A 216-nucleotide genomic window follows, 5' to 3' on the forward strand; every position below is an offset into this window, starting at 1 on the left:
CTGACACAATGCACCAAGGGTACTGGTAACCACCAAGCTAATATCCGTCATGTCCATGTATCCGCCAGTGAAGTTGCTGGTCAGTTATTGCTATTGCACCAAATTAAAGATTGTGCAGCGAGTTCTAGCTTTGGGTTACATGGCGCAAAGATTGCTTGTATTCCCACCCAAGTGCTAGAGGATGCTAAGCGCTATTTAGCATACAACTTACAGTTA

At 44.4% G+C, this 216-nt stretch carries 1 protein-coding gene; it reads left to right on the forward strand.

From position 1 onward, the window contains the following. The coding region (locus V6252_RS13375; RefSeq protein WP_341610762.1) for a MutS-related protein at positions 1–216 on the forward strand (216 nt) is incomplete at both ends.

Source organism: Psychrobacter proteolyticus (genome assembly GCF_038155145.1).
In the GTDB taxonomy this organism is placed as follows: domain Bacteria; phylum Pseudomonadota; class Gammaproteobacteria; order Pseudomonadales; family Moraxellaceae; genus Psychrobacter; species Psychrobacter proteolyticus_B.